This is a genomic window from Bdellovibrio sp. ZFWA1, assembly GCF_056175665.1.
Genome location: NZ_JBJKJH010000004.1, coordinates 98,789 through 118,822, shown reverse-complemented (window position 1 = coordinate 118,822; position 20,034 = coordinate 98,789). Strand labels below are relative to the sequence as shown.

Sequence of the window (20,034 nt, the reverse complement as noted above, 5' to 3'; positions counted from 1 at the left end):
GACCGACATTGTCGGTCTTTTTTTATTTTTGAATCATGAGATCTTCTACGCTGAGTCCTGTATGTTTTTTTATGCCTCTAAAGAGGTACCAGAAGATGGCCAACAGAAGAATTATCGAGGGAACCATGATGACCACAAAGGACCAGCTGGTCATTGAAGCTATCTGTTGGTTAAGAACATCATTTTGAGCGGCGGCATCTAATAACGGATCAATATCGACAAAAATTCTTCGCGCCAGGACAAAGTTTAGAATGGCGCTGGTCGCAAAGGACAATGATAAGAACATAGTTGCGGTTTTCAAATGTCCGTGGAACTCAGTGCTTGAGTTTTTTTCTGCCAAGGCTGATTCCAATTTTTCGATATCGATAGTTGAAGGGTTCAAGAAAAGAGTTTCAATAAAAGGTTTTTTTGTAAAAGCAGATCCCAGAACAAAGAGACCAATGATTGCTGGGAAGGCCGCTTCTTTAACGGCAAACCATATTCCCGTGAGGCCGCTTAATGCCAAGCCACCAGTGATACCCACGTTAAGTAGGCCAAGGACCGATATGAAGTTGGTCTTTTTACGCTTAAAAAGATCGTAAGCGCCATAACCGATTGGAAACGCCAGCGCAATCACCAAGGCCCAAAGTGGGACGACAATCTTGCTTCCTTTATTTAAAATCATCACTGGAAGTAAAATATTAAAAAGGATATTCAGGAATGGGTTTTCAGCGCTCTGGTTTTTTTGCATTGTTGTATTAAAGAAAGAGTCCCTCAAAAAAACAAGTGCTTAATTTAAAAAGTGCACGGCGTTTGCTGAGGCTTTTATCTCGATAGTTTATGTCGAAGTAAAATAAGCCCGTGGCTGGGGTCGTATGGGCTTATGCCGATACTCACTCGATCGCCAATAACCACTTTAATGCTAAACTTTTTCATTTTGCCGCAAAGAATTCCTGTCACTTCGTGGCCATTATCAAGAAGTATTTTGTAAGAGCCTCCGCCAGAGACCGCTGTGATTTTTCCATCGATATTGACTAGGTCGTTTTTTGACATTCTATATGACTCCTTAAATGATTCAGTGGTGGGGTGCGCCATTTAAAGAAGACAGAATGGAAGTCTTTTGAATTGTTTTAATGACAGAGGCTTTAACTAATCATGCTCGAGCAGGAAAAGATACAAAAATCCGAATCAGAGTGCTATTTAAAGAGCATTTCATATTCAATTAATTTAAGTAGGTGGGTATGCCAGAGTTGCCAGAGGTTGAGGTTGTTAAGCGCGGCCTGGAATCTATATTGGGAGATCAAGCGAGAATCGCCAAGATCGTTTGTACACGTAAGGATTTACGCGAAGAGCTTCCCGTGAACGATTTCAAAAAAATGCCAGGGGCGAAAATTTTAAGTTTAAGTCGGCGCGCAAAATATATTTTGATCAAAACCGATCGCGGGACTTTGTTGTCGCATCTAGGTATGACTGGCACATGGCGTTTAGCCCCCGAGGGGCAAGAGCAAAAACATGATCACGTCTATATATATTTAGAAGACGGCCGTCGCTTGGCCTATCGAGATCCGCGCCGTTTTGGTTATCTTGGTTTTATTAAAAGCGGTGAGTCGCATGCAAAATTAGATCATTTGGGGCCTGAACCCTTAGATTCAGAATTTAATGCCTCTTATCTTTTGGGGGCTCTTTCAAATAGAAGCACTGCGATAAAAATTGCGATCATGGATCAAGAAGTTGTGGTGGGTGTGGGGAATATTTATGCCAGTGAGGCTTTATTTGCTTCTGGCGTGAATCCATTGCTTCCAGCCAAGGATTTACTCAAGAAAGATGCTCAAAAATTAATCAAAGAGATTAAAAAGATTTTAACTCGCTCTATTGAAGTTGGTGGGTCAACGATTAGTGATTTTCCTAAAGCAGATGGTGAAAAAGGCTACTTCCAAAATACATTTTTTGTCTATGATCGAGAGGGAAAAGTCTGTTTTTCGTGCAAAAAAAGTAAGATAAAAAAAATGGCGATTGGTGGTCGATCGAGCTTCTGGTGCCCAACTTGCCAAAAATAAATTTTTAATTTCTTTAGAAAAAATGTTTGGCAAGACAATTCGCTTTGTGTAATTTAGCGATCATTCATATAAAACAGTTTCGATTGTCGACACTGAAAATTAATGAAGGGAACAAAAATGAAAAATATCGTTTTCGCGGCTTTGATCGCTTTGTCATTCACTACTGGTTTCACTTGCTCTAAGAACACTCCTGCTGAGCAACCTGCTGCAGAAGCTACTGCAACTACTGAAGCTGCTCCAGCTGACGCTGCTGCTGCTACTACTGAAGCTGCTCCTGCTGCTGACGCTGCTGCACCTGCTGCAGACGCTGCTGCTGCTCCAGCTGCTGAAACTAAGTAATTGGTTTCCTAGACGTAATTGTCTAGAACTGAGAAAGGCTTTCTGGTTAACAGAAAGCCTTTTTTGCGTTTTAACGGGTCTAAAATCGAGAAAACGGCTGTTTTCTTGTCAACTGCTAGGGCCTAGCCCAAGATTTTGGTCTTCCTCATATTTCCAACACTATGTTTCTTAACGGTTCTCCTTGCGCGTTAGGCTTAACAGGAGTCTAATTATATGCGTAGTCATTACAAGGAGATACAACGTGGAATCATACGGCAGTTTTTATGGCATGTTTCTGCAAGATTGGACTTGGGCCTGGAGTTTAGGCTCACTTTTCTTGCTCTTATTTATCGGCTTTTTCAGCAGCCCTTTAATTATTTGGGCCCTTGCTGGAGGTTTGATCCTCTTTGGCTTCGGAGCCCCGATTTGGTTGCTGGGCGCCTACGCAGCGATCATGCTGGTATTCTTAATCAAGCCAATTCGTACGGCTTTGGTTTCATCAGCGGTGATGAATCTTTTTGATAAACTTAAATTGATGCCAAAAATTTCAGAGACAGAGCGCACAGCTTTGGATGCTGGGGTTGTTTGGATTGAAAAAGATCTATTCTCGGGTAAACCAAACTTTGATTCAATGATGGCAGAACCTTATCCAACTTTGACTGCAGAAGAAAAAGCATTCATGGATGGGCCAGTCGAAGAGCTTTGCCGCATGATCGATCAGTGGCAGATCCTTAAGCACCGAGAAATCCCTGAACATATTATGAACTTCATCAAAGAGAAAAAATTCTTGGGTATGATTGTTCCTAAAAAATATGGTGGTCTTGAGTTTTCTGCATTGGCGCACTCGGAAGTGATCATGAAAGTTTCTGGACGTTCGGTGCCAGTTGCTGTGACGATCATGGTTCCGAACTCTTTGGGTCCCGCAGAGCTTTTGGCTCACTACGGTACTGAAGAACAAAAGAATTATTATCTTCCTCGCTTGGCGGACGGTCGCGAAATTCCTTGCTTTGGTTTGACCGAGCCTTTGGCGGGATCAGATGCGGGCTCTATCACTTCTTATGCCGATTTGTTTAAAGGCGACGATGGTAAGCTATATCTGAAAATGAATTGGAACAAACGCTACATCACGCTTGCTGCGATCTCGACTTTAATTGGTTTGGCTTTCCGTGTGCGTGACCCTCAAAATCTGTTGGGCCGTGGTGAAGATCTTGGAATTACATGTGCATTGATTCCAGCGACAACTCCGGGTGTGGTTATCGGTCGTCGTCATGATCCTTTATTTATTCCGTTCTTTAACTGTCCTACTCAAGGTAAAGATGTTGTCGTATCTGTAGATGCTGTCGTTGGCGGCGTCGATGGTATCGGTAAAGGTTGGGGCATGTTGATGGAGTGTTTGGCTGCGGGTCGCGGTATTTCATTGCCAGCACAAGCAACGGGCGGCGCGAAAATGGTGTCTCGAGTAGTGTCCGCTTACACCATGGTTCGTAAACAGTTTGGTATGAGTATCGGTCGATTCGAAGCTATTGAAGAGCCGATGGCACGAATTGGGGCTGCTACCTACACTCTCGAAGCGATGAGAAAGTTCACGCTAGGTGCTTTGGATAAAGGTATTAAGCCACCGGTAATCACGGCGATGCAAAAGTACTACTCTACAGAGATGGGTCGTAAAGGTATCAACGATGCGATGGATATCGTTGGTGGCGCGGGTATTTCAATGGGGCCTCGCAATTTGTTGGGAGAAACTTACATTGCAACTCCAATCGGGATTACAGTTGAAGGCGCGAATATTATGACTCGTACTTTGATTATCTTTGGTCAAGGGGCTTTGCGTGCGCATCCATTTGCTTATGCTGAAGTTAAAGCCATGGATGAAAAAAACCTAAGTGCTTTTGATACAGCATTTTGGGGTCACGTCGGGCACGTGGTTCGTAATACTTGCCGTTCTATCCTTCTTTCTTTAACACGAGGGTATTTGGCATCAGCACCATCGGGTGCCGGTGAAATGGCTGTCTACTATCGTCGTCTTGCTTGGACGTCTGCAACTTTCGCGTTGTTGTCTGACGTTGCGATGGGGGTGCTAGGTGGACAATTAAAGGCGAAACAAAAGATCACAGGTCGTTTTGCTGATATCCTAGCAAATATGTACATGGCTGTTTCTACTTTGCGCCGTTTCGAAGCTGAAGGTCGCAAAAAAGAGGATCTTCCATTCGTTCATTATGCTTTGAAACAAAATATGGCTGAAATACAAAAAGGATTTGATGGTATCTTTGATAACTTGAAAATCCCTGGACTTCGTTGGTTCTTCAAAGGCTGGATCGGTGCTTGGTCTCGTATCAACTCTATCGGCTCTTTAGCTTCTGACGGCTGGTCGCATGCTATTTCTTCTGCAATGTTACAGCAAGGTGGTATTCGTGAACGTCTGACAGAGGGTATTTACATCCCTAAAGACCGCACTCAACAGTTGGGTCGTTTGGAATATGCATTTGATATCGCTCATAAGACTGATGCTATCGAAAAGAAAATCCGTACGGCAATTCGTACCGGTGCGATGGCTAAGAAAAAAGGAGCAGCTGGCGTTGAAGAAGCTAAAGCCAAAGGCATAATCAACGACGAGGAATATAAAATCATGCAAGAGGCTGACAGTATTCGTCTTGATGCCGTGATGGTGGATGATTTTTCGGAAGAACAATATAAAGCAAATAAAGTGATTCACTAAAGAATCAAAAAAAAGGCAGCCTTTTGGCTGCCTTTTTTTATTCTAATATTTTATTTCAATAGTTCGGGGATCGCCGTGGCTTTACTATCATTTTTTTGAAGACTTCCAAGATCCCACATTTCCTCGAAGCTTCGAAGTAGCGAGTAGTGATTATACTTTTCTTTAATCAAACTTCCCGGGGCGATTCTAGGGCCCACCACTAAAGTGAGAATATGATAATCACGACCGATACTTTCGTCGAAGGTGAAGATCCAAGTGATCTTTTTGCCCTCATCAGTGTTCATCAACGGGAAAAGCCTTTTTGAAATCCACTGGGCAGCAAATTTAACGCCTGTATCATGCCCATCGTTATCCATATTCGGAGTGTATAAAGAAAATGCTGGCAGACGGCCGTCGCTGATATATTTATCAAATTGAGTGGCGTTGACAAGTTTAGCGCAGCGAGAAGGGTTTAAGGAAACGTTTCTGAACGAGATAAACGGGAAGTGCTTGCGAACATAGCGACCATACTGGCGCTGTGTGAAGCAATCGCCGGCCTTGCCGTCGCCTGGGTAGTCGTCTCCGAAAGCTCGCCAATCCATACCGCGCTCTTCAAGAAGGTCTCCAATATGAGATACATTTAAATCGAAAGGCTTATTTGTTGTGATGCCGTAGGTGTCCCCGGCGGTCAGCGCGATGTAATTTGGCTGAGAGACGGTGGCAATAGCGGAAAACTGGGTGAAGGTTGCCCCTTGGTTGGCTAGGGCTTTAAAGGCAGGCTCTTGAAGGGCGTGATTGTAATCGGTATTTTCAAGAACGATAACGACGACCCGGCGGTCACTGCTAGCAAAAGTTGTTACCGAGAAAAAAAGCAAGAAGAAGAGGCTAAGTGTTTTCATGCCTTTTCTATGCGCCTACGAATAGGGAAAGACAAATAAAAAACAGGCGAATAGAAAAAAGATCAAAGCGTACGAATGATATAATTAAAATCGCGCATCATTGTAGAGTAAACTTTTTGTTTATTTATAAACCCTAAGTAGTGGAAATGCCTGCATTTTGGAACCTCAAGCTCGGACTCATCGTGGGCAGAATAAATGACGACGGGGGTTGAGGCTTTATTTTTAGAAATACGATGTTCATTCAATAAGCGGTCCATCATTAGCAGCATTTCTTTGCCGGTCATTAGGGGCATTTGCCAGTCTAAGATGATCAGGTCGAAGTCTTCTTTGACCAGTAATGGAATGCTGTCTTCACCGTCGAAAGCCATGGTGATATCACATTTGTACTGGTCTAAAATGTGCGACATTAATCGAATGGACTCTAGGCAGTCGTCGACCAATAGGACTTTTAAGGGGCTTACGGGGAGAGATTTAGCGGCAGCCGAAGAATCCGAGTTCTGCATTTTGACTCCTAGTTATATGTCCATTGTTTTGCATTTTCGAATTAGCTGAAAGAAAAACCCCCACTCTTAAAGACCTTTAAGGGTGGGGGCTCAAAATAAGACAATTTGTTTTTTAGGGACGTCTTATAAAACTACGCATGCTGCGCCTTTTAGCCTACGCATGCTGCACCTTTTAGTTTACGCATGCTGCTCTTTGCGAGTTCCTTCCGCTACGATGGTTTCGCGGACGACGACCACTTTGATTTGCCCTGGGTAGTTGCATTCTTCTTCGATGCGTTTTGCAATTTTTTTAGCAAGTTCAAGGGCCTTTAAGTCATTAACCTTTTTGCTATTCACAAGCACGCGGCACTCGCGGCCCCCACTAAGGACAAAGCAATCTGTTACGCCCTCGAAGCTGCGTGCAATTTCTTGAAGCTCAGAAACTTTTTGGTTGTAGGTCTCCATGGTCGACCGTCTAGCGCCAGGGCGAGCACCAGAGATCGCATCGGCAGCAATCACAATAAATGCATGATCGGTGGCGGGTTGTTCGTCATAGTGATGGGCACGAACGGCGTGAACAACGTCGGGTGCTTCGTTGCGAGCTTGAATAAAGTCTGCGCCAATGACGGCATGCCCGCCGTCCATCGCATGGTCCATCGATTTACCAATATCGTGAAGCATTCCAATTCTTCGTGCTTTTTTAACTTCGACCCCGATTTCGGCAGCCAGAAGTCCGGAAAGCCAACCCACTTCACCACAGTGAAAGTATTGGTTCTGAGTGAACGAATATCGATAACGAAGGGAACCCATCATTTGTCGAATTTCTGGGTGTAGATGTTCAAGTTTTAATTCTTTAGCGATATTATCGCCATCACGCTTAATATTATTAAAAAGTTCTTTACGTTGATTCTCGGCGATCTTGCGAATGAAATCGGGTTGCACTGGCTTCTTTTCTTTCAATAGTCGCTCAAGAACCCGTCGTGTTAGTTCGCGACGGACTGGATCATAACCCGCGACTCCGATCATATCATTTTCATTTTCAACAACGATATCGCAACCACAAACTTCTTGGATTGTTTTAATATTCAGACCTTCGGGATCCAAAAGGACCTTTCTTGCGTTCGCGTCTGGAAAGTGAACGGCACCTATTCCGCGTTCTGGGCAGTAGGGACGAGCAAAGCGGTCAATTGCCAGGGCTAAAATTCGTTTTGCCTTAATTTCTGCATGCTCTTTGACTTCTTCTTCCAAGTTTTGCGCGGCCTTAGATGAAAAACGCTGCGCTTCTTCCTCGAGGCTCTTGATGATTTGAAGTTTGATTTCTTCTTTTGTTGTCTGGGTTTTTTGCGTCAGTTTTTCAATAAATTCTTTGTTTAAAAGATTTAATTGCTCGCGCTTTTGTTTGATACGTATTTCTTCGTTCTTGACCGCAGCTTCTTGAGTCTTAATATCTGACTCAAAACTTTGAAGTTTCTTTTTTTCTTCCTGAATGACGCTGTCGGCTTTGGATTTTTTTTCGTCCGCAATTTCTTGAAGCTCTTCAATGCGCTCTTCAAGTTTAAGCATATCGTTTTCAATTTTTGTCCAGAGCTCAAGCTCGATCTCCTGAGTTCTTTCAGCTTCTTCCAGTTTACGAATTTCAAGCGCTTCTTTGACTTCGTTTAAAATATCTTCCGCTTCGTCTTGGGCGCGACGGATTAAAGATTTATTTTTATATATGCGCAGGCCCCAGCCCAATCCTAGGCCAGCGACAAGGCTTGCAATGCCTGCTCCGATGATCATGATCATGATGTAGTGCTCCTAACATCTTACATTATACCGATGCTTTTTTAGATTCTACAAGCATTGAACGGATGGTCATTGGCAAAATCAGTTTCCAGTCGCATAATAGGGTTCCTAATGGGAGGCGTTATGGGTGCGATGCAATGTAAAACAGAGTGGGTTCAGGGAATGACATTTCAGAACGATATTCGAGGTCATCAGTTTAAACTTGATGCGAAATCCGAGCATGGTGGTCAAGATTCTGGCCCCACTCCCAAAGAGATATTGTTGGCGGGTATTGCAGGATGTTCCGGCATGGATATCGTTAGCTTGTTAAAAAAAATGAGACAAAATTTTAGCTCGTTACGTATCGAAACAAAAACGAATACCACCGAGGGCTATCCATCGATTTTTGATAAGGTCGAAGTTGAATATTACATTGTCGGCGAGGGACTAGCTTCTGATAAAGTGGCTGACGCCGTAAAAAAATCTATGACGAAGTATTGCGGCGTGAGCGCGATGATTTCCAAGGCATCGCCCATTGTGTATAAAGTATTTGTAAACGGTCAATTGGTGGACGAAGCTGCCGCTCAATTTTAAAAAAACATTCAAAGATCTAAATAAAAAACTTAGCGGTGGCTCGAGTCCAGGGACTCGGGTGTCTTTAAATATTTTGAAAGATAAAGCGCGAAAATAGTGAAGACGATCGCAAGGTAACCCACTTTTTCATAGTGAAGAATTTGGCCATCGCTGCCTTTTACAACTATTTGCCCGGCAAAAAAACTTGCGGCGGCAGATGAAAGCTGAGTGACCGAACTTACCAAGGACATAAAGCTGCCTCGGCTTTGCGGGGGTACCACTGACGATACCATCGTGTTCGCTGGAATCATGCGTCCGCCGATGATCATGAAAAAGAAGGCAGTGAGTGCTAAAATCATCCACAGCGGTGTGACGCCCAGATGGGTGACTAAAAAGACGGGTAATAGCGAAATAATTCCCGCAATAAGAAAGATCCTATGTTTTCCAAACCGGTCTGATAACTTCCCAATCAATGGCGAAGTAACGATAGAACAAGCACCTCCAACCAGATAAATTAGCGGTAGCTGGCTTTCCAGGAGTCCAGCGTTGGTGACCATAGATGGGCTGTAAAAAGGAATAATACTGAAGTGTCCAAAAACCAGCATGCTCATAAATATTAAAGCTAGAGCCTGGTTGTTGTTAGTGAAGATTCCACGCAGAGTTGAGAAGGGATCTTTAAGGCTTGAGTTGTGCTCCAAGTGGTCGCGCATCGAGGGAATGGCCCAGATGGCGAAAGCACTTAACAGTAAAGAGGCCGCACCCAAGAATAAAAATGGAGCGTGCCAATTGAAGTGGCTCGCAAGCCATAGTGAAAATGGCACTCCTAAAACAGAGGAAGCAGAAAAAGAGGCCATAACTATTCCCATAGCAGTTCCGCGGCGTTCGTAGGAAATTGCATCCGAAACGATAGACATCACTAAGGAGCTCAGGACTCCCCCAAAAATTCCTGTTAATGAACGAGTCATCAAAAGAATCGAATAGGTAGGGGCGAGGGCACACGCTAAAGTTCCAACTGAAAAACCCAGAAAGAAAAGAAGAAGCGCTTTTTTCCGATCAAAGCGATCGATGTAAAAAGAGGCCGCAAATCCAGAAATGCCGGCAGAGAATGTGTAACTTGAAACCAAAAGTCCGAACTCCTGGGGGCTGATGCTAAATATGCGCATCAATTGCGGTCCCAGTGGCATCAAGATCATGAAATCTACGATGTGAACGAATTGAATAGCTGCAAGGATAAACAAGAGGAATTTTTCTTTTTTTGAAAACATAGGACGAGTATTCCATAGAGTTCGACGAAAAGTGAAGCTTATTGTCAAATGCAAGTCCAATATTGATTTCGCTTGCTGCCAGGAGTAGCGTGAGAAATATGAATATGCTCGTAATGAATCCTCATTTTTCTTTTCTATTGCTTCCGGTTGCTGTGATTGCAGGTATCTTGGGGGCCATTTTGGGGCTTGGCGGGGGGATTATTATGGTGCCCTTCTTAACCCTTGTTTTTGGCGTCGACATTCAAGTAGCCATCGCAGCAAGTTTGGTTTCAATTGTCGCAACCTCCTCGGGAGCGGCGGCCTCTTATCTTCGAGATCGGCTAACCAATTTGCGTTTGGCGGTTTTGTTAGAGGTGGGTACAGTGCTCGGGGCCATCACAGGAGTCCTGCTTCATAAAATTATGAAGGCCTCTTCGTTGTTTTATTTATTTGCGTTTTTTTTAATTTGGTCTGCCTACATGATGGCGAAAAAAAAGAATCAATTAAATGAATCAGTCGGGCAGAATCCTCATCCATGGGCGACCAAATTGAAGCTCAACGGAGAGTTTAAAGATGGTGATGGCATTGTGAAGCCCTACTTTGTTGAAAAAGTTCCTTTTGGGGTTTTAGGAATGTATGGTGCTGGAGTCCTATCTGCATTGTTAGGTATTGGCAGCGGAAGTTTAAAGGTTTTGGTTATGGATGGGATGATGAAGTTACCGATCAAGGTCTCTTCGGCTACTTCCAATTTTATGATAGGGGTGACGGCTGCGGCATCAGCTGGAGCTTTCATGTTGGAAGGAAAAATCGATTTGCGTATAGCTGTTCCAATGGCCTTAGGAATTTTAATTGGATCCTTTTTGGGGGCGAAATTAATGATTCGTATGCCTGCAAGTTTAATTCGAAAATTATTTGTATATGTTTTGGTGTTTTTGGGACTTCAGATGATGTGGAAGGGGTGGCATGGCTAAGTCAAACTTAGAAGGTGTAGAATTAAGAATTGCGACTCTTTTACGCTACGGTGTGATTGGATCTGGATTCTTGCTTTTTGTGTCCATGTTAATGCTTGTATTGGGTTATCCAGCGGCTCAGGAATTGGGTCATTGGGGTCTCTGGTTATTAGTCTGTTTGCCTGTCTTAAGAGTTTTAACGACGGCACTTGTTTTTTTGTATGAAAAAGAATTCACTATGTTTGTTATTGCAACTACCGTATTATTTTTACTGAGTTTTAGCTTTTCAATGGGATGGGGGACGCACTAGATGAGTACATGGAAATATACCTTATTGATGCGATTTTATGGTTTATTTAAAATTCCGTTGTTAGCCTTTGTTGCACCCAAAATTAAGACTTTTGACGGCAAGAAATGTGTTGTTTCGATTCCGTTGGGTTATCGGACCAAGAACCACGTAGGTTCGATGTACTTCGGTGCTTTGGCTGTGGGGGCCGAGTTGTCCATTGCGGCAGCAGCTGTTTTTGCAATTTCCGAGAAAAAAAAGAAAATTGATTTTATATTTAAAGATTTTGATTGCAAGTTTTTAAAACGCGCTGACGGTGAAGTCTATTTCGTGTGTGAAGAGATCGAAGAGGTTTTAAAGCTTGTGGATCAGACAGCGTTGTCGGAAGAGAGATTAGAGAAAAAATTAAAAGGCTACGCTTATGTTCCTGGTAACAAAACAGGAGAGCCAATTTTAGAATATGAGTTAACCTTATCGATGAAAAACAGATCGAAAAAAGCATAATTTAAAAAGCTAGAGGGTGGTTTAACGAAGCCACCCTTTGTTTTTTATTTGCTGAGCTTTGTAAATGCTCTGGTTTCCCGAAAGACGATGACTGATTAGGCATGCCGCTAGAAAATAAATAAAAAATGAAGGTCCAAAAAGCTCTGCACCTAAAATCGCACAGGCCCAAGGAGCATGGACACAGCCTGCAAATAATGCGACAAAGCCAATGGCGGCAGCAAGCTCGGTTCCAAAATTTAAATATATTGAACTCCAGCTTCCCAGGGCGCTGCCGATGGCAAACAGTGGCGTGACTTCACCACCTTTGAGGCCAGCCGCTGTGCTAAGTAGAGTGAATAGGGCTTTTCCAAGCACAACGCTAATTTCTTGAGCTTCTAGAAAACTGTTTTGTATGATTTGTAAGCCCAACCCGTTAAAAAGATCTGTCTTTAAGGCGAGGCTCAATACCGTGACGATTCCGGATAAAATGAAGCTTGTGCTATAGCTGTATTTTGTCGCTTCAGAGAACCGATTTAGTGTTTGAAGGCAGATGCAGTAGAGTCTAGCGGCGAGCGCACAAAGTATTCCCAGTAAGCCCGCTTTTAATATGGTCAGAGTTGCCGAATTGGGGAGGGGGCCGGCGCTAAGGAAGCCATGTTCGATTCCAAACGATAGAGTCATGTGATGTGCAAGGAATGAAGTGGTCAGGCAAGGGAGCAAGGACTTAATAATTGGGCGCTCCGAGCGAGGTGTTTCTAGAGCAAAGATAAGTCCGGCCCAAGGAGTTCCAAAGATGGCTGCAAAGCCGCCTGCTATTCCCATCATCAGTAGAATTCGGCGCTGTTCTGTAGTGAACCTAAAAAATCGTCTTAATTGGTCAGCCAGAGCTGTACTAATTTGCACGGCGACCCCTTCGCGACCAACAGAGGCTCCGAATAAATGACTTAAAAGACTGAAGCAAAAGACTAAGATACTGGATCGGAATGGAATGAATTCGCCTTTTTGACGGTGAAGCTCTTCATAGACTAAGCTTGATCCGAGGTTGGATCTGCCACCGTAGTTTTTATATACGAATTTCGTTAGAAGAGCTAAGAAAGGTAAACCCCAGACAAGTGCTGGGGTTTCAAAAAAGAACTTTGACGTAATTTTTAAAATAGACAGAAATAAGTATGAACTGGATGCGGCCCCAACCGAAACGGCCAAAACAAAAGGTATCCAAAATAAAAAATACTTCAAAAGTCTCACTGAAATGATGCTAGTCCCTGTGAGGGACTGGCATCAAGTAAAACTTATTAGGCTTTCATGTAGCGAGTCAACATTAAGTGAATTTCCGATTTCAATTTTTCTTCATTTTCCTGTGACTGACTTTGAAGCAGGCTTAATTGAAGAGCATTATTGAATGTACTCACGATAATTAAGGACATCATATTTCGGTCACGACCTGGAATATCCGGCACGTGCTCCATGATCAGTTTTTGATAATGCTCGAAGAAGACTCTGCGTGTTTCCCAGTAATCCAAAAGACCTTGTACATTTTGAAGCGCCGTTCGTAGTTCGCGTTCAGTGTGGAATCTTGATACGCCAAGATCTAAGATCGCACGAATTCGCGAATCGAAATCTTGTGGTAGGTTTTTGAAACCTTCTTTCATAAACAAAATATCTCGTTCTAATAGATCATCCACGACCGCAGCAACGATGGCCTCACGATTCGAAAAGAATTGATATAAAGAACCAATAGAAACGCCTGCCATCTCGGCGATCTTATCTGTTGTTATGTTGTGATAGGGCTCCTGCACAAGAAGGCGAGCGCAAGATTCTACGATGCTAGAAACAGTCTCGCGAGAGCGGCGTTGTACCGGAATTTTTAACATATATTTCTTTGGCGAAGTCGGCACAAATGAGAGAGTTTGCATAAATGTTCCTTCCGTTTAGCCTCACATTTAAATAAGGCTGATTATTGATAGACTCATATTTCCATAATTAGTCCTTTTTTAAAAGACCTCCATGTGAAGTATCATTATACGGAACCAAGGTAGACTATTTAGCTACCTTATTACATTAATGAAATAGGGGCTTGATTTTTCAATGTTAATAAAATTCATAATTTAGCATTGTTATTAATATATTGAAATTATTATAAAATATTAAATATTTATTATTGCTGATAAAATAGAGTTCAATTTCAAAAAACGAGTATTTTCTCGTTTTTGACTTAAATTTAAGCAAAAAGGCTCGCTTTTTATTATTACAGAATTGTAGGGTGGTTTATTGTTAAAAAGAGACAACCGGTTCTGGTGATAAACTCTGATTTGAGTAAATTGTGTTTTTTTCACATCGCACAAATATATCGCTCACGTTTTTTATATCGGTTCTTTGGTCCTCTAAGTCCTTGAAAAATCGCATAAATATCCATGCATAAGAAAAACTTATGGAAAATCTAAATTTAATTAAATTGTTCTTATGGGTCCAGGGCGATATGTTGGTTTTCAAGAAGAGAGGGCTCAATAGAGCTAACTCTACAGAGTGAAACTCTAAAGACTCTCTAAACAGACCCTTTGTTGATCCATGGAAACTTAACGATAAGTCCCTCCCTCAACAAAACCGCAGCGATCGCTGCTTCCATAAAAAACACTTCAAAAATCCCACCTATAAAAACAACAAAGGGTTTGTGCGCGAACACAAACCCTTCTGATTTTATTAGGAATTTAAATTAATGAGCTCCGGCTTTTCTTTTGGTTAAATAGTAATCCCAATTTCCTTCAATGACATTCATCTCGTGTTTGTCGATTTCGAAGACTTTTGTTGTTATTTCTCGGAGGAAAAAGCGATCGTGCGATACGATCATGACGGTTCCTGGGAAGTCTTTGATGGCCTGAAGAAGGACTTCACGGGAGGTGATGTCCAAATGGTTGGTAGGTTCGTCCAGAACCAGAAAATTCGGGCCCTCGGCAAGCATGCAGGCTAAAACGACACGACTCTTTTCGCCGCCAGAAAGAATACTGATTTTTTTATCGGCTTCCTCTCCTGAAAACTTAAAGGCTCCTAGAAGAGTTCTGACAAAGCCTAATCCCATATTCGGGATGTGACTGTGAACTTCATCAAGGACGGTGTTGTTAGGATTTAAAACATCCAGAGAGTTCTGGCTGAAGTAAGCTAGTTTGATGGAAGCACCTACTGTGGCTTTGCCTTCTGTTGCATCGGTGCGGCCTGCAATAATTTTTAAAAGAGTCGATTTACCAGCGCCATTCACTCCGACGACGGCAACGCGATCTAATCGTTTCACAAGTGCGTTTGCCCCAGAGAAAACTCGCTTTTGAGTGCCATCATCTTTGGCGTAGACTTTACCCAGGTTTTCAATTTTGACGACTTCGTCTCCACCGCGAGGGGGTTCTGGCCATTCAAACTTGATCGACTCCTCCTCTGCTGGAATCTCGATGCGATCAATTTTTTCTAATTTTTTAACCCGCGATTGGACCTGAGCCGCGTGAGAGGCGCGGGCTGCGAAGCGAGCAATGAACTCTTCTTCTTTGGCTAGCATGTCTTCTTGTCGCTTGGCTTGAGCAATCAGTTGCTCGCGACGAATGTTACGCTCTTTTTCGTAGAAATCGTAGTTGCCTCCGTAAACGGTGATGGTCTTATTGGCAATTTCGACGATTTTGCTGACCAATCGGTTCATGAAGTCCCGATCGTGGGACGTCATAAGGATAGAGCCCGGATAGTTATTGAGCCACTCTTCAAGCCAAATAATACTTTCAAGATCCAAATGGTTTGTCGGCTCGTCCATTAGTAAAACATCTGGATTCAGAGCCAGAATTTTAGCCAAAGCAATACGCATTTTCCATCCACCAGAAAAACTTTCGGTGGGGCGATGGTAGTCATCAGGCCCGATACCCAAGCCCGTTAAAATTTCCGCAGCCCGAGATTCAATATCATAGCCACCCAAACGTTCAAATTCTGCTTGAGCCTCTCCATATTTTTCAAGGAGGCTTGTCATGGCGTCATCATCTATCGGGTTTATTGCAGAATCCTCAAGTTGATGTTCCATTGTCTTTAGGGCTGCCTGTAATCTAGGCAACTCTGGATGTGCGGCTTTGACCTCCTCCAAGGCGCTGCGTCCCCTCATATCTTCGATATTTTGGTGGAAATAGCCAACGACAAGACGGTCTGATTTGGAAACGGCTCCAGAATCGACGCCTTCTTCGCCCATAATCACTTTGAAGATGGTCGATTTACCTGCGCCGTTGGGTCCGACAAGTCCAATTTTCTCTCCGGGATTAATTTGGAAAGAGCCGTTTTTATAAAGAATTTTGTTTCCGTATTGCTTTGATATGCCTGAAATGTGAATCATGGCTGCACCTTAACAGGCTCGGCGCAGGCTGGCAATGAGGGCGCTGCGTAAATCAAAGAAATTCCCCAGAAGAGGTGAATGGGTTATTTTTATGCTTATTCACTCTGTTTCATCGGTCTATTTTAATAAGCCAAAGGATGCCAACATGTCGTTTAAATACGCTCCAATGTATGAAAAGCAAAAAGACAGTACTCAGTATAAAAAAATTTCTTCGGATTACGTGAAAGTTGAAAAACTGGGAAATCGAGATGTTTTAGTCGTTGCTCCAGAGGCTTTAGAGGTGCTTGCAGAAGCTGCATTTGTAGATGTGTCTCATTTGCTTAGAACGTCTCATATGGAAATGCTTGCAAAAATTTTGAAGGATCCAGAAGCTTCGGCAAACGATCGTTTCGTAGCTTTAGATCTTATTCGAAATGCCGTGATCGCGGCTCAGATGGAGTTTCCGTCGTGTCAAGATACCGGTACGGCGATTGCGATCGGTAAAAAAGGAGAAAATGTCTTTACCGGTTGTGACGATAAGGAGCTTCTATCAAAAGGAATTTTTAATACCTATCTAAAAAAGAATTTACGTTTTTCTCAAATGGCCCCGCTTAGTTTTTTTGAGGAAAAAAATACGGGAACAAACTTACCAGCGCAAATTGATATTTATGCCGATCAAGGGGATGAGTATCACTTTTTGTTTTTAGCAAAAGGTGGTGGCAGCGCTAATAAATCTTATCTTCATCAAAAGACGAAGGCGGTTTTAAATCCTGAATCTTTCGAGAAATTTGTGAAAGAAACTTTGATGTCTTTGGGAACAGCGGCTTGTCCTCCTTATCACTTGGCCCTGGTTGTAGGTGGGACCTCTGCGGAAGAGAATCTGAAGATCGTTAAATATGCCTCAGCAGGCTACTTGGATGGGCTTCCAACATCGGGTTCTGCAGAAGGCCGGGCCTTCCGCGATTTGGATATGGAGAAAAAAGTTGAACAATGGGCTCGAGAAACGAAGATCGGTGCACAGTTTGGTGGAAAATATTTTGTTCACGACGTGAGGGTCATTCGTTTGCCTCGACACGGGGCGAGCTGTCCCGTCGGGATTGGTGTGAGTTGTTCTGCTGATAGAAATATCAAAGCTAAGATTACCAAAGACGGTCTATTTATTGAACAACTCGAGACGGATCCAGCCCGATTCTTGCCGGCTGATCATAAGGATCCATCGGCTCAGGTGGTCTCTATTGATTTGAATAAACCGATGGCTGAAACTTTAAAAGTTCTATCCGGTCTTAAAGTTGCGACACAGGTTATGCTAAATGGTCCTATGATTGTAGCCCGAGATATTGCGCATGCAAAACTGAAAGAATTGGTTGATCAAGGAAAAGGCGTTCCAGATTATTTTAAAGAGTATGCTGTTTATTATGCAGGTCCTGCTAAGACTCCGGCAGGTTACGCTTCAGGTTCTTTTGGTCCGACAACTTCAGAACGTATGGATCCCTACGTTTCAACATTCCAGGCCCTAGGGGCATCGATGGTGATGCTTGGAAAGGGAAACCGCCAGCCGGCAGTGACGGAGTCTTGTCAGAAATATGGTGGATTTTACTTGGGCAGTATTGGTGGACCGGCAGCGCGACTTGGTAAAGAGTGCATCACCAAAGTGGAAGTTTTAGACTTTAAAGAGTTGGGGATGGAGGCTGTGTGGAAGATCGAAGTAAAAGATTTCCCGGCCTTTATTATCGTTGATGATAAAGGAAATGACTTCTTTAAAACCATGATCAGAAAGTTGTAAAAAAAAAGCCCACTTCTAAAGTGGGCTTTTTTTTATTTTGCTTTATCTTTGTATTCCTTTAAAGATTTTTGCAGTTCTGCGGGAATATCAGTACCTGCTGTTCCCGTGTAACCCATTGTGACTTGATCCTCGTACTCTTTGTAGCATTTTCTAGCTTGGGCAGTATGAGGAGCGGCATCAATACACTTTTGATAGAAAGCATCAGTCATCTGCCAAAAATCTAAATCTGTTAAAGAATCGTAGGCTTGGCCCAGTAACCAATAGATCTCAGCTTTTTGGTTGGCTTTTTCGGATTCTCCGATCGAGCGATGCAGTAGGGCGCTGGCACGAAGGAATTCGATGTCGCCAGCATGGCGATTCAGATCTTGTTTCTTCTGTCCTTTAGCGATTAGTTTTTTTGCCAATGATAGACGTGATTTTAAAGTATCTGCTTTTGTGTTTTTCTCGTTTTTCCATTGCATTAAGGATTCATTCCAGAATTTAGCATAGTCGTTCAAGTACTTTGGCGCACTAGACGACTTTTGAATCTTATTGACGATAGAAAGCGCCATGTCTGGATCTTGTTTGTATTTCACTGCAATAGCTAAAGAATTTCGAGTGGCTCGTTCCCATAAATTAAATGACGTCTTGTCTGGTGAAGAGCTTAATATCGATTCGAACTCTTTCATCGCATCATCAAAATTTCTAATCGCTGTTAAAAATTCGCCGCGCTCAAGTGGCGACATCTTTCCAAGAGACTCAGATAATTTTTTTCCAGAAAATGCAGGGCCTAAGTTTGTGCGAGTGTGGCATTGGATACAGTAAGAAGTGCTGTTTTTTAAAGTGAAGCGGGCATAGTCTTTTAATCCGAGTTCGAACGTGTTTAACCCACGAACAATTTCGTCTTCGAATTGTGCATTGATAAGTCTCATACTTGGATCCATTTTCATCATTTCAGAATCCGAGTTAAGTTGGCGTGAAACATTTGCTATTTCTTTAAGCTGGGCTTTGATAATTTGATCATTTTCTGAAGCGCTAAACTTTTTAGAATCCGAGAGGTAGGGAACCAGGGTGCTAAGTTTTTCGCCAAGGATTGACATTTTTCCCTGCCAAGAATCGGGATGGGCTTTGACGGCAGTATTGATTTCTTGATCTGATGATTTTTGGTGACCACAGGCGCTTAACATAATAATTCCTGCGGCGATGAATATTTTTAACTTCATAAGCGCTCCTTGCTTAAGTAATTTGATGATACCTGGATCATGCTCGAAGACAAGGTCTTGTTTGTTAAGAGCCAGCCTTAAATTGATCTTGCAGGGGAATCTCACGAGTGAATCCAGCAAAAGGACCATGGTATATATTTTCTTCTAACCATAGTATTTCTGCTTTGGCTTCTTCCTTGTAAACAAAACGATGCCAAAACTTATTTGTATTATCCCAATTGTAGCCACGCGCCTTTAAAAGATCTTTTGTTTCAAAGCGAGTTCCTGTGGCAATGATCTGAGTGGTATTTCTGCGGGCATTTTGCAAAAGTTCATTGAGATAGCTTTCGTTGCTGAATTCTGAAGAGTTCAAACTTAAAAGATATAGCAAAGCATCTACGTCGTTCAGGGCTCGATGGGCATCGACGAAAAAGCCATGATAAATATTTAAAAGTTCGAGCTTTGAACTGAAAAATCCTTTAGCGCTCCAATTGATTTGCTTTAGACTGCAGCCCCATATTTTATCTTGGCTGATTTTACATCGTTGATCGATAAAGGGACGATCAAAACGAGCATTATGCGCGATAATAATATGCGCTGACTCAAATAAGGCTCCGATTTTTTCCCAATCGATACTTTGGTTTTTGACCATCTCGTCGGTGATGCCGGTTAGTTCAGATATTTCTGGTTTGATGGGGCGACCTGGATCTTGAAAACTTGTATAGGCTTCTTCAATTTTTAAGACGTCACCATTTTGCTTATTAAACAAAAAACTGCGAATTGCAATTTCAATGATTGTGTCTTCGGAGTGGTTTAAACCCGTGGTCTCGACGTCTAAAACCAATCCCCGTCGCACGATATCAGCGTTTTGTTCGATCCAAGAAGTCGAGGAATAAGGGGCCAAAAGAACTTGACCACTTTCGAGTTTGTTGAGGGTTACCGTATTGCCGTCTGTTGATTTGCCAATCCATCTAAATGCCATAAGCTATAAAACGGTGACTCCTGATGGATGT

The 20,034-nt window shown here is 42.8% G+C and carries 19 protein-coding genes; 8 read left to right on the top strand and 11 right to left on the bottom strand.

Annotated elements, in window-relative coordinates; all coding sequences use genetic code 11:
- Window positions 1-22: 22 nt before the first annotated feature.
- A complete protein-coding gene (locus AC04MN_RS15330) occupies window positions 23-730 on the bottom strand; it encodes a VC0807 family protein (RefSeq protein ID WP_475384089.1) in 708 nt (235 codons plus the stop codon).
- A 74-nt stretch (window positions 731-804) separates the two neighbouring features.
- Window positions 805-1,032: a translation initiation factor IF-1 gene (gene infA, locus AC04MN_RS15325; protein WP_475384088.1), complete on the bottom strand. Its 228-nt coding sequence runs from the start codon at window positions 1,030-1,032 to the stop codon at window positions 805-807.
- A 188-nt stretch (window positions 1,033-1,220) separates the two neighbouring features.
- Between infA and mutM the strand changes: the two genes are divergently transcribed.
- The 3 genes from mutM (at window position 1,221) to AC04MN_RS15310 (ending at window position 5,070) form a co-directional block, all read left to right on the top strand.
- Entirely contained in the window at window positions 1,221-2,036 is an 816-nt protein-coding gene (mutM, locus tag AC04MN_RS15320) for a bifunctional DNA-formamidopyrimidine glycosylase/DNA-(apurinic or apyrimidinic site) lyase (RefSeq protein ID WP_475384087.1), read from the top strand.
- Window positions 2,037-2,153: 117 nt separating this feature from the next.
- A complete protein-coding gene (locus AC04MN_RS15315) occupies window positions 2,154-2,375 on the top strand; it encodes an acylneuraminate cytidylyltransferase (protein ID WP_475384086.1) in 222 nt (73 codons plus the stop codon).
- Between the two features lie 241 nt (window positions 2,376-2,616).
- The gene (locus AC04MN_RS15310; protein WP_475384085.1) at window positions 2,617-5,070 is read left to right on the top strand and encodes an acyl-CoA dehydrogenase; all 2,454 of its coding nucleotides are present in this window, start codon (window positions 2,617-2,619) and stop codon (window positions 5,068-5,070) included.
- A gap of 50 nt (window positions 5,071-5,120) precedes the next feature.
- Here the strand turns inward: AC04MN_RS15310 and AC04MN_RS15305 are convergent, their stop codons facing one another.
- The 3 genes from AC04MN_RS15305 to AC04MN_RS15295 all read right to left on the bottom strand — a co-directional run bounded on the left by AC04MN_RS15305 (window position 5,121) and on the right by AC04MN_RS15295 (window position 8,215).
- Window positions 5,121-5,948 (bottom strand): alkaline phosphatase family protein, encoded by an 828-nt coding sequence (locus tag AC04MN_RS15305; RefSeq protein ID WP_475384084.1) that lies wholly within the window; start codon window positions 5,946-5,948, stop codon window positions 5,121-5,123.
- Window positions 5,949-6,010: 62 nt separating this feature from the next.
- Complete coding sequence (locus AC04MN_RS15300; protein ID WP_475384083.1) at window positions 6,011-6,451, bottom strand: response regulator; 441 nt, start codon at window positions 6,449-6,451, stop codon at window positions 6,011-6,013.
- A gap of 177 nt (window positions 6,452-6,628) precedes the next feature.
- Complete coding sequence (locus AC04MN_RS15295; RefSeq protein WP_475384082.1) at window positions 6,629-8,215, bottom strand: Rnase Y domain-containing protein; 1,587 nt, start codon at window positions 8,213-8,215, stop codon at window positions 6,629-6,631.
- Between the two features lie 123 nt (window positions 8,216-8,338).
- Between AC04MN_RS15295 and AC04MN_RS15290 the strand changes: the two genes are divergently transcribed.
- Window positions 8,339-8,788, top strand: coding sequence for an OsmC family protein (locus tag AC04MN_RS15290; protein ID WP_475384081.1), 450 nt, complete (start codon window positions 8,339-8,341; stop codon window positions 8,786-8,788).
- Between the two features lie 29 nt (window positions 8,789-8,817).
- Here the strand turns inward: AC04MN_RS15290 and AC04MN_RS15285 are convergent, their stop codons facing one another.
- Complete coding sequence (locus tag AC04MN_RS15285) at window positions 8,818-10,032, bottom strand: MFS transporter (RefSeq protein WP_475384080.1); 1,215 nt, start codon at window positions 10,030-10,032, stop codon at window positions 8,818-8,820.
- 98 nt (window positions 10,033-10,130) lie between these two features.
- On the opposite strand from AC04MN_RS15285, the gene AC04MN_RS15280 reads away from it, so the two are divergent.
- Genes AC04MN_RS15280 through AC04MN_RS15270 form a run of 3 tightly spaced genes read left to right on the top strand, consistent with a single transcriptional unit; the run spans window position 10,131 to window position 11,751 of the window.
- The gene (locus tag AC04MN_RS15280; RefSeq protein WP_475384079.1) at window positions 10,131-10,982 is read left to right on the top strand and encodes a sulfite exporter TauE/SafE family protein; all 852 of its coding nucleotides are present in this window, start codon (window positions 10,131-10,133) and stop codon (window positions 10,980-10,982) included.
- The gene (locus AC04MN_RS15275) at window positions 10,975-11,271 is read left to right on the top strand and encodes a DUF1634 domain-containing protein (protein ID WP_475384078.1); all 297 of its coding nucleotides are present in this window, start codon (window positions 10,975-10,977) and stop codon (window positions 11,269-11,271) included. Before AC04MN_RS15280 ends, AC04MN_RS15275 begins: the two co-directional genes overlap by 8 nt.
- Window positions 11,272-11,751, top strand: a complete 480-nt coding sequence (locus tag AC04MN_RS15270) for a DUF4442 domain-containing protein (RefSeq protein WP_475384077.1) — start codon at window positions 11,272-11,274, stop codon at window positions 11,749-11,751. It abuts the gene before it with no gap.
- A 21-nt stretch (window positions 11,752-11,772) separates the two neighbouring features.
- Here the strand turns inward: AC04MN_RS15270 and AC04MN_RS15265 are convergent, their stop codons facing one another.
- The 3 genes from AC04MN_RS15265 to AC04MN_RS15255 form a co-directional block, all read right to left on the bottom strand.
- Window positions 11,773-12,966, bottom strand: coding sequence for a chloride channel protein (locus AC04MN_RS15265; protein WP_475384076.1), 1,194 nt, complete (start codon window positions 12,964-12,966; stop codon window positions 11,773-11,775).
- A 56-nt stretch (window positions 12,967-13,022) separates the two neighbouring features.
- Window positions 13,023-13,643, bottom strand: a complete 621-nt coding sequence (locus AC04MN_RS15260) for a TetR/AcrR family transcriptional regulator (RefSeq protein WP_475384075.1) — start codon at window positions 13,641-13,643, stop codon at window positions 13,023-13,025.
- A 797-nt stretch (window positions 13,644-14,440) separates the two neighbouring features.
- Window positions 14,441-16,078 (bottom strand): ABC-F family ATP-binding cassette domain-containing protein, encoded by a 1,638-nt coding sequence (locus AC04MN_RS15255; protein ID WP_475384074.1) that lies wholly within the window; start codon window positions 16,076-16,078, stop codon window positions 14,441-14,443.
- 145 nt (window positions 16,079-16,223) lie between these two features.
- On the opposite strand from AC04MN_RS15255, the gene AC04MN_RS15250 reads away from it, so the two are divergent.
- On the top strand, window positions 16,224-17,840 hold the full coding sequence (locus tag AC04MN_RS15250) for a fumarate hydratase (RefSeq protein ID WP_475384073.1): 1,617 nt from the start codon (window positions 16,224-16,226) through the stop codon (window positions 17,838-17,840).
- A gap of 32 nt (window positions 17,841-17,872) precedes the next feature.
- On the opposite strand, the gene AC04MN_RS15245 is transcribed toward AC04MN_RS15250, so the two are convergent.
- Both AC04MN_RS15245 and AC04MN_RS15240 read right to left on the bottom strand, forming a co-directional pair.
- On the bottom strand, window positions 17,873-19,042 hold the full coding sequence (locus AC04MN_RS15245) for a hypothetical protein (protein WP_475384072.1): 1,170 nt from the start codon (window positions 19,040-19,042) through the stop codon (window positions 17,873-17,875).
- A gap of 64 nt (window positions 19,043-19,106) precedes the next feature.
- Window positions 19,107-20,003 (bottom strand): 3'-5' exonuclease, encoded by an 897-nt coding sequence (locus AC04MN_RS15240; protein ID WP_475384071.1) that lies wholly within the window; start codon window positions 20,001-20,003, stop codon window positions 19,107-19,109.
- Between the last annotated feature and the right edge of the window lie 31 nt (window positions 20,004-20,034).